We start from the raw sequence: 7,644 nt of genomic DNA on the forward strand, positions 1-7,644 counted from the left end.
CGACATCCACCTCGGCGCCGAACGCCAGAACACCGCCATGTGGGGCGGCTGACCTCACACCGGTAAGGACGTCCGCCCATGCCTCCCCAAGACCCTCCGCCCGACCTCAACCAGCTCCTGCACCCGGGCGCCACGGCACCGGTCACGCCGTCCCCGGGCGGTCGCAACGGCCTCGATCCGATCATCACCGGCTTGGACCCGACCGCCGACCCCAAACCCGCCGGCTCCTCCGGTGCCGGCACGGTGGAGGTCCACCGCCGGCAACTCCTGCAGGTCGCCGCGGCGATGGGAGATGACCTCTCCAACCTGCAGCGCACCCTGACGGCCCTGAAGGTGCAGGTCGGCGAGGTCGGCCACTGGGACGTCGCGCAGCAGATGGGACCCAAGGTGGAGACCGCGCACCAGAACATGATCTCCGCGCTGGACCGCTACTGCGCCGCCTACGCCGCGGCGATCAAGAGGATCACCCAGGCGGCGCACAACTACGGCAAGAGCGAGCAGAAGGCCACCGACGCCGCTCGCGGCGCAGGGCGGCCGCCCACGCACGTGACCCCCTGGCAGGACCAGTAGCACCGAGAAAGGCGGAGGACAGTTGGGCGGGCAGGCGTTCCACCAAGGGATCCGACCCGGGACGCTGGGACACGGGAACCCGGCGCAATACGACTACGCCACGATCGCCGGCTACCTCGAGCAGGCCCGGCCGGAAGGCCTCGGCGGCGTAGCGGAGGCCTACGCCATGGTCCAGAAGGCGCTGGGCGAGACCGAAGGCAACCTCGGCAAGCACGTGCAACGCCTGAACATGATCTGGAAGGGCGGCGCCAAGGAACTCGGCATCGCGGACATGCGCATGCTCACCGAGGCCACCGGAACCCTCGCCACGGCCAGCGGCCAGTTCTCCACCGCGATGCACAGCGGCTACACCGCGATGAAGATCTCCCAGCACAGCATGCCGCCCACCTCCACCCCGCTCGGCACCCTCCCCAGCACCAACCCCGCCGAGGCCATGGCCACCAAACTGGCCGACGACAAAGCCGCCCAGCAACACCTCGCCAGAACCAACACCGCCCTAACCTCCGCCTTCGACCAGATCCCGTCCTCCGTGACCTTCGACCTCTCGACGACCGGTGAGGGGACCAAGAAGTTCGGAGGAACGGCATCTGGTGAGCCCCCGGCGAGTGCTGGCGTTCCTGCGGCGAACGGCCCTGGATCGCCAGGCGGAGGGGCAGGAGGCGCGGCAGGCGGCGGAGCGGGGGCCGGCGGATCGGATTCGAGCGGCCCAGCCTCTCGAGCTCCGGGTGGCCATGCGGTGCCCGCGCCTCACAGCGGATCCGCTGGGCCTCCAGCCGGCAATGGGCCGCGACTCGGCGACGGCCCGGGGAGTGGCGGCTCCGACCTGGCCGGTACACGGCCCGGCTTCGACAACGCCCCCGAAATCGCATCACCGCCTTCAGCTGGGCCTGGTACCGGTCCCGAAAGGCCGTCGAGCCCAAGCTTCCCGGCCAGTCCTGGTGGAGTGGGGTACCCGCTGCCCAACGATGGCGGCTTCGGCCAAAGGCCGCCTTCACGGCCGTCCCCCACGATCGGCAGCCCGGCGCCGCGGCTCCCGTCGATGCGAGTTCCCGGGGACGGAGGTATCCCGCCGACGCGGCCAGGCATGGGTCCGTTGAGCGCGGGTGGTGTCATCGGACGAAACGGTGCTCCATCTCTGGGAGAGACAGGAGCAGGCCCGGCCGGCTCTCTCCGGGGTGAACGAGTTCCTCGCCTGCCATCAGGTGGCGTCCTTGGGAACGAACGCCTCCCCATAGGCGAAGCCGGGAGCCAGGCACCCGCCGGAACGAGATACGGCGCCAGCGAAAACGCAGGAGGTACGCCTCTGGGAGGAATGGGAGCGGCTGCAGGCAGGAACGCCGAGCGCACAAGAGGGGTGCGGCTCCTAGAGGAGGCCGACCTCTGGCATGACGATGCCGACGTCGCGCCGCGCGTCATCGGCGGAGCCGGGTGAATCGTGGAACTCCAGCGAAGTCGGCGCTATGAGCCTCGCCGAAACGTCCGGTTCCTCGGTCGAGCCGCCGCCCTCGCTGCCGCGATCACCGTGATGGCGTCCAACCTCACGCCTGCCCTCGCGATGCCGAAGCCTCGCGCCGAGGAATGGTGGTTCGACGCGTGGGAGATCCCTGGAAAGGTCTGGCCCATGACTCGGGGGGCCGGAGTGACGGTCGCGGTGATCGACCGGGGTGTGGAAGCCAGGCTCCCTGACCTGAAGGGCGTCGTGCTGCCCGGTAAAGGGTACGGAGACGCTTCGAGCAAGGACGGCCGTGCCGACGATGACGCCAAGTTGAACGGGCATGGCACCGCGATGGCCGCTCTCATCGCCGGCCAGGGCCTCGGCTCGGGCATGGTCGGCATCGCTCCCGGGAGCAGGATCTTGCCGATCAGCGCGGACCTGGGAAATTACGAGGACACGATCCACTTTGCCGTGGATCGTGGGGCGAAGGTCATCGACATATCGCAGGGCGGTCCCGGCGCGTACTGCCCGAGTGGCATCGAGAACGCGGTCTCTTATGCCGTCCATCATGACGTGGTCGTCGTCGCGAGCGCTGGAAACGATCCGTTGGAAGAGTCGACGAACACCCCGGCCAACTGCAAGGGCGTCCTCGCCGTGGGAGCCGTCGGCGCGCATCTCGATGTCTGGTCGAAGACCAGCCCGGGAGACAACGTCATGCTGGCTGCGCCCGGCGCCATGGTCGGCTCGATCGGCCGAGACGGGGTGTTCAACGCGGACAATAGTGGAACCAGTCAGGCGGCGGCGCTTGCGGCGGGGGTGGTCGCCTTGATGCGGTCTCGCTTTCCAGATATGTCGGCTCGTGAGGTCGTGCAGCGTCTGCTGGCCACGGCCAAGGATGTGGGGCCGAACGGCTGGGACAAGCGAACCGGATATGGAGCCATCATTCCCTACAAGGCTTTGACGGTTGATGTTCCTAAGACCGCGCCCAATCCGGTGTACGACGACCTCGGGTCCGGGGTTCGAGGGCGGTCTGGTCAGGCGGTGTCGGAGGCAGGGCGGAAGAGAGCGGCTGGCGAGTCTCGTGATTCGGGGCTCGGCGGCAGTGGTGGGCTGGTGATCGCTGTGGTCGTCCTTGTGGTGGGTGGATTGGGGGCTGGGGGCGCGGTGTTCGCGCGGCGGCGAATGATTCGAAAAGGGTGACCTTCTTGCGGTGAAGGGATGACGTCCCTGGTCATCTGATGCCGTGGTCGTGTCTCGGGACCGGGCGGCTGTGGAAGGGGCGCTGGGAGCTTCGGATCCCCGGATTCTCGGGGCGTTCTGATTGGTCACGCAGGAGACGAGCGAGACGCAAGGGTGGTCTTCAGGGCGGAGGGGCGGTCCGGCGATCAGGCGTTCGTCGTGGTGCCTGCCGCGGCGGCCGGGTCGGATCCGGGTGTGGGAGGGCGGTTTGGGAACCTGATCGCTGGCGCGGGCGCTGCGGAGCCGCACGGGCTGACGGCGTGGGCCGTGCTCCCGGACGTCGAGGCGTGTGTACGGGTACTGGAGGAGGCGGCGCTCACCTTAGACGCGGGTTCCGTGGTTCGGCTTCGTGTCGCATTGGGTGGATTGCCGCCAAGTCGACCGGCGGCTGGAGAACCGCGGCGTCCGCGGAGAAGAGCCGCGTTGGCAAGTGGTGGTGGCGGTGAGCGCCTCGTGCCTGTTGATGGGAGTCGTTGTTTGGCTCATGTTCTCGGCCGCGGCGGCTGAACGGCGGGACGCTAAGAGCCCGAAGCGGCCGTTGAGTGCGAGCCCGCTACGTACGCGGCACCGCCGTTTCCAGCGCCATCGTCGCCCACTCCTGAGCCTTCCGGGTCGGCGGCCAAGAGGAGCCGGACGACGGCGGCGAGTTCGGGTGTCGGCGCGTGGTCGTGGTCAAGCGGTGCTCCGGGAACTGCGATGAGAAGCAAGACGCTCGTCGTGGATGCGGCGGATTGGTGCCGCACGGACTTGTCCACGATCTACACCGAAGTCGTTGGTGAGGACGACGGGCAACGCCTCGTCCGTGTTGCCGTGACGCATGCCCACGACGGGACGGGCCTCGTCGTGCAGTTGACCGGCACTCCGGGATCAGAAGGCGACGATGCAGAAGCTCATCAACGAGATCCGGGCGCGGACAGGAAGGGCTCAGGGGGTGCGGCGGAGGTGGGTTAGGAGGTCTTGGTGGCGTTGCCAGTATTCGGGGGAGTAGCCGTCGCCCAGCTGGAACCAGGTGATGGGGGCGTCCGGGGGGCCTAGGCGCTTGCGGGAGAATCCCGGCGGGCCGGTGTAGGCGCCGGCGGAAGCGAGGCCGATGGGGGCGGAGGAGCCCGTCCAGCGCGGTTCGGTGGTGAGGTCGGGGCGGCCGGGGATCAGCTGGGCCAGCAGGGCGGTCAGGGGGTGGTCCGCTGAGAGGAGGTCGATGAAGGACGGGAGTTGGGGGATCGGGGGGTCTTCGTCGTCCGTGTAGCCGATGGTGAGCGTCGTCATCTCGGCCATGCCGGAGGCCGGGGAGGCGAGGGGCGAGAAATCCGAAGTGGCCATTGCCGGGCGGCTGCCTGCTCCAATGGCGATGAGGCGGGACGTGGCTGCGCTCGTTATGTGGGTTGTGAGGTCTTCGGGGTTCCACGGGTGTTGCAGGGGTTCGGTGGTGCCCCAGCCTTTCGGGGGTTCGCCGGTAATGAGGCGCATCAGCTTCTCGGTGTGTGCGCCGAGGACGGCTTCGGGGGCATGGCGGGCCTGGAAGGTGAGGACGAGCTGGCTCCCGATGGGATCGGCCGGGAGCGTCGTGTAGGTGGGGGCGTAGTCGCGGGCGTCGGGCAGCGGAACGAAGGCGGTGCCGTTCCAGTGCATCGGGCGGCCGGTAAGGCCCTCGTAGTAGCCGTCGTCGTGGACCAGCCACTGGGCCTTGGACGCTCGGAGGGGGAGGGTCAGGCGGCTGGTGGCGGGCGTGACGAGTTGCAGGGTGCGGTTCGTCCGCTCGCATTCGGCGAGGGCCTGGAAAATGGCGGGGGAAAGGGGAACGACGGGACGGTCGTTCAACATGACCATGGCCTGGCCGGTGAGGACGTCGGCGCCGCCTGCGGTTTCCGTCATCGAGCCGTCCAGATCGTGCCGTCGAGGGTTTCGGCGCAGCGTTCTGCCAGGTGGCGCGCCTCGGGAGCGGTCGTCGCGGCGTGGATCTCCGTCCACCAGACAGGGACGGCGGAATCGATCCCGAGGAGGCGTTCTACTTCGCCCGCGATGGTGACGAGGACGGGCTCTTGGACGCGCAGAAGGAGTCGCCCTTCGGCGTCGAAGACGTTGTTCCCTGCTGAGTAGAGGGGCGGTGGGGCCAAGGCCGGGAGGTCCAAGGACGGCTTCTCGGAGGTGAGGACTATCAGTTCGCGGCTCATCAGGCGCTCAAGGAACGGGTGAAGACGTCCGCCGCGATCCGGGTCGCGGCGGCGTGGGTGGGCATGCTGACGCGTTCGGGGGCGATGGCGATGCCGGCCGCCAAGTGCCGGTCGAACGGGAGGAGCGTGACGGGGAGCGTGCCGCTGCTGAGGAGGCGGGCGGCGCGGTCCAGGTCGGCGTCCGGGTTCGGGGTGTGCGAGACCAGGGCCACGACCGTGCGCTGGAGGAGCGGGCCGAAGCCGTTCAGGGCCATCCAGTTGAGGGCGGCGCGCGCGCTGAGGGCACCGTCCGGCGTGCCGGGGGTGACGAACACCTGGGCGTGGGCGCCGTGCAGGATCCCGCGCTGCAACTCGGAGACGAGCCCTCCGCCGCAGTCGATGACGGTGGTGGAGAAGTAGCGTCCGAGGCGGCCGGTACCGTGCTGGAAGGTCGCGTGGTCGAGATCGTCCGCGACGGTGCCCTTCGGGGCGGCGGGCAGGACGAAAAGGCCTTCGGGGGTCCGGCCGAGGTGGGCGGCCGTCTCCTCCCAGGACTGGGGGCGCGCGGCGGCGAGTTCCCGTAGCGAGCTGGGTGCGTTGACGCCGACGCGCAGGGCGAGGGAACCGAGGCCCGGGTCGGCGTCGATCGCGAGGACGCGGTCCGGGCGGTACTGCCGGAGGATCCCCGCGATGAGAGCGGCGATCGTCGACTTGCCGGCGCCGCCGCGGATGCTCGTCACCGCGATCCGGCGGCTCGACGGGACCGGGACACCGATCTGCGCTGCCAGTTGCGACAGCTCCCGGACCTGCCCGGCGGCCGACGCCCCCATCGCGCGACGCACGCCGCGTCCGAGCCGGCGGGCCATCGGGTCGCCGTGCGGATTGCGCCGGACGAGGTCGTCGGGCGCGGGGACGCCGCCGGGCGGCGTGGCGAGCCGGTTGGGCCCTCCGGTGGGTGCGGACGGCCTGACTTGTGGTGACTCGGGGACGCTGTGCGGCGGCATGCCCGCTGGCGCCGGAGTGTGCGAGGTCGGCGGCATGGCCGAGGTCGGCGGAGTGTTCGAAGGCGGCGGAGTGTTCGGAGGCGGTGGCGTGCCTAGAGCTGGCTGTGTGCCTGAGGGCGGCTGCGTGGCCGGGGGCGGCTGTGTGATTGAGGGTGGGTGTGTGCTTGAGGGCGCTGGCGTGCTCGGCGGCGGCTGGTGCATGCCCGGGGACGGGCCGGATGCCGGTGGGTTCGGCATGTGCGGGAGCGGTTCGAACGGTGCTGGCTTAGGCGGCACCTTCGGCTGAGGAGACACCCCTGGCTGCGCGGACGCTTCCCCGGGTTGTGAGGCGGCGGGGAAGGTGGCGCTCGACGGCTCGGATGGTGATGCACCCGGCTCGTGTGGCCGTGGCCCGGGCGTCGGCGGAGGGAGCGCGGCGGCAGGCGATGCCCCAACCGGCGGAGTGATCGTCCAGCCTGTTGCGGGTGGGGGTGGAGGCTCGATGTCCGCGGAGACGTGGGGCGTCGGCGTTTGGACAGGAGGTGCGGCGTCCTTCGGGGGCGTAGAGGGCGGTGCTGGTGCCGAGGTGGCGGGGGGTGGCTGGGGCTTCGTCCGGTCTTCGGGGGCGGAGGGGCGGTTCGAGGTTGCGGGCGGCTCCGGGGTGGGATGCGGTGTTGCGTTGTCGGAGGTGGCCGGGAGGCCCGGCCTTGGTGGGGGGCTTGCTGTGGTCGAGGGCGAAGACGGATGTGGGGGCGAAGGCGGGAGCGGCTGTGTAGGCGGGGGCATGATCGCCCAGCCAGGAGTGCTGGAGGGGGCGGGCTCCGCTGAGGGAGCGGACGGGGAAGGCGAGGGGCTCTCGTCCGTGAGGTTGGCGGGGGAGGGGACAGGCGTTTCTGCCGCCGTTGAGGAGGAGTGAAGTGGAGGTGAAGGCGGGGGTGTGATCGGCCAGCCGGTGGTGCTGGAGGAGGCGGCTTCTGTTGAGGGGGCGGACGGGACGGGTGCTGAGGTTTTGTCCGTGAGAGCGGTGGGGGACGGGGCAGGCGTCTCGGTTGCGCTCGCAGCTGTTGAAGGCTGAGGGGGAGCGGACGGGGGCGCCTGTGGTTTGGTCGGCTCCTCCGCGTGTGGCCCGATTGCCTCGTCCGCGTCTGGCTCGGTTGGCTTGTCCGCGTGTGGCTCGGTTGGCTTGTCCGCGTGTGGCTCGGTTGGCTTGTCCGCGTGTGGCTCGGTTGGCTTGTCCGCGTGTGGCTCGGTTGGCTTGTCCGCGTGT

At 69.9% G+C, this 7,644-nt stretch carries 6 protein-coding genes; 3 read left to right on the top strand and 3 right to left on the bottom strand.

Translation table 11 applies throughout. The features are described 5' to 3' along the window. Window positions 1-78: 78 nt before the first annotated feature. From ABZ914_RS08125 to ABZ914_RS08135, 3 genes are all read left to right on the top strand, one after another. Entirely contained in the window at window positions 79-570 is a 492-nt protein-coding gene (locus ABZ914_RS08125; protein WP_500192329.1) for a DUF2563 family protein, read from the top strand. Window positions 571-2,095: 1,525 nt separating this feature from the next. Further along, window positions 2,096-3,205 carry a S8 family serine peptidase gene (locus ABZ914_RS08130; RefSeq protein ID WP_500192330.1) on the top strand — a complete coding sequence of 370 codons (1,110 nt, stop codon included), beginning with the start codon at window positions 2,096-2,098 and terminating at the stop codon, window positions 3,203-3,205. Between the two features lie 735 nt (window positions 3,206-3,940). After that, the gene (locus tag ABZ914_RS08135) at window positions 3,941-4,195 is read left to right on the top strand and encodes a hypothetical protein (RefSeq protein WP_500192331.1); all 255 of its coding nucleotides are present in this window, start codon (window positions 3,941-3,943) and stop codon (window positions 4,193-4,195) included. On the opposite strand, the gene ABZ914_RS08140 is transcribed toward ABZ914_RS08135, so the two are convergent. The 3 genes from ABZ914_RS08140 to ABZ914_RS08150 are packed head-to-tail and all read right to left on the bottom strand — an operon-like array spanning window position 4,169 to window position 6,398. Beyond that, a complete protein-coding gene (locus ABZ914_RS08140) occupies window positions 4,169-5,116 on the bottom strand; it encodes a DUF6177 family protein (RefSeq protein WP_500192332.1) in 948 nt (315 codons plus the stop codon). The genes ABZ914_RS08135 and ABZ914_RS08140 overlap by 27 nt on opposite strands. Further along, window positions 5,113-5,415 carry a hypothetical protein gene (locus ABZ914_RS08145; protein WP_500192333.1) on the bottom strand — a complete coding sequence of 101 codons (303 nt, stop codon included), beginning with the start codon at window positions 5,413-5,415 and terminating at the stop codon, window positions 5,113-5,115. Before ABZ914_RS08145 ends, ABZ914_RS08140 begins: the two co-directional genes overlap by 4 nt. Further along, window positions 5,415-6,398 carry a nucleotide-binding protein gene (locus tag ABZ914_RS08150; RefSeq protein WP_500192334.1) on the bottom strand — a complete coding sequence of 328 codons (984 nt, stop codon included), beginning with the start codon at window positions 6,396-6,398 and terminating at the stop codon, window positions 5,415-5,417. The genes ABZ914_RS08145 and ABZ914_RS08150 overlap by 1 nt, the downstream gene beginning before the upstream one ends. Window positions 6,399-7,644 lie beyond the last annotated feature (1,246 nt).

The sequence above is a fragment of the Spirillospora sp. NPDC046719 genome, from assembly GCF_040645715.1.
GTDB lineage: Bacteria > Actinomycetota > Actinomycetes > Streptosporangiales > Streptosporangiaceae > Spirillospora.

Bases quoted from the DNA above. Each gene is read 5' to 3' on its own strand.
- ABZ914_RS08125 (WP_500192329.1), top strand. From the start codon at position 79: ATGCCTCCCCAAGACCCTCCGCCCGACCTCAACCAGCTCCTGCACCCG.
- ABZ914_RS08130 (WP_500192330.1), top strand. From the start codon at position 2,096: ATGGCGTCCAACCTCACGCCTGCCCTCGCGATGCCGAAGCCTCGCGCC.
- ABZ914_RS08135 (WP_500192331.1), top strand. From the start codon at position 3,941: ATGAGAAGCAAGACGCTCGTCGTGGATGCGGCGGATTGGTGCCGCACG.
- ABZ914_RS08140 (WP_500192332.1), bottom strand. From the start codon at position 5,116: ATGACGGAAACCGCAGGCGGCGCCGACGTCCTCACCGGCCAGGCCATG.
- ABZ914_RS08145 (WP_500192333.1), bottom strand. From the start codon at position 5,415: ATGAGCCGCGAACTGATAGTCCTCACCTCCGAGAAGCCGTCCTTGGAC.
- ABZ914_RS08150 (WP_500192334.1), bottom strand. From the start codon at position 6,398: ATGCCGCCGCACAGCGTCCCCGAGTCACCACAAGTCAGGCCGTCCGCA.